The organism is Chromobacterium sinusclupearum, from assembly GCF_002902845.1.
Taxonomy (GTDB): Bacteria; Pseudomonadota; Gammaproteobacteria; order Burkholderiales; family Chromobacteriaceae; genus Chromobacterium; species Chromobacterium sinusclupearum.
The window spans coordinates 1-673 of record NZ_PPTF01000027.1 but is presented as its reverse complement, the minus strand read 5'-3'; the positions used below and the strand labels follow the sequence as shown (position 1 = coordinate 673).

The following is a 673-nucleotide window of genomic DNA, read 5'->3' as shown; positions in this document are numbered from 1 at the left end:
CTGCCCAAAGAGCAGAACATTCCGACGCAGACCAAGCCGGAGAACATCGTGTTGGGGGTGGGACCGGATAGCCGGATCTACTGGAACATGAGTCCGGTGAAGGATCAGCAGGAGTTGCTGGCGCGGCTGGTGAAGGAAGCGAAGAAAGATCCGCAGCCGGAAGTGCACATCCGGGGGGATGCGACCGCGCGCTACGCGCCGATCGGGCGCATCGTGCTGGCGGTGCAGCAGGCGGGGATCGTGAAAATCGCGTTTATCACCGAGCCGCCGAGCCCGGCGGGCGGGGACTAGGAGGAAAGAGCATGGCGATGAACGTGGGGTCGTCGGGCGAAGACGACCTGATGATGGAAATCAACACCACGCCGCTGATCGACGTGATGTTGGTGATGCTGATCATGCTGATCATCACGATTCCGATCCAGACGCACGCGGTGAAGCTGGACATGCCGGTGAACACGCCGTCGAAGCAGCAGGTGAAGCCGGTGGTGGTGCAGATCGACATCACGCCGGACAGCGCGGTGATGTGGAACGGCGAGCGTTTGCCGAACCGAGAGGCGCTGGAAGCGAAGCTGACGGCGGCGGGGAAGGCGGATCCGCAACCGGAGCTGCACATCAAGCCGAACAAGGATGCGACGTATGCGCCGGTGGCGATGGTGCTGGCGGAGTCGCAGCG

At 63.0% G+C, this 673-nt stretch carries 2 protein-coding genes; both read left to right on the top strand.

The annotated features are described in order from the left end of the window. A partial coding sequence (locus C2134_RS08055; protein WP_103319055.1) for an ExbD/TolR family protein occupies window positions 1–291 on the top strand: 291 nt, incomplete at its 5' end. Between the two features lie 11 nt (window positions 292–302). Beyond that, window positions 303–673, top strand: a 371-nt coding sequence (locus tag C2134_RS08050) for an ExbD/TolR family protein (RefSeq protein WP_103319053.1), incomplete at its 3' end; no start/stop codon positions are given.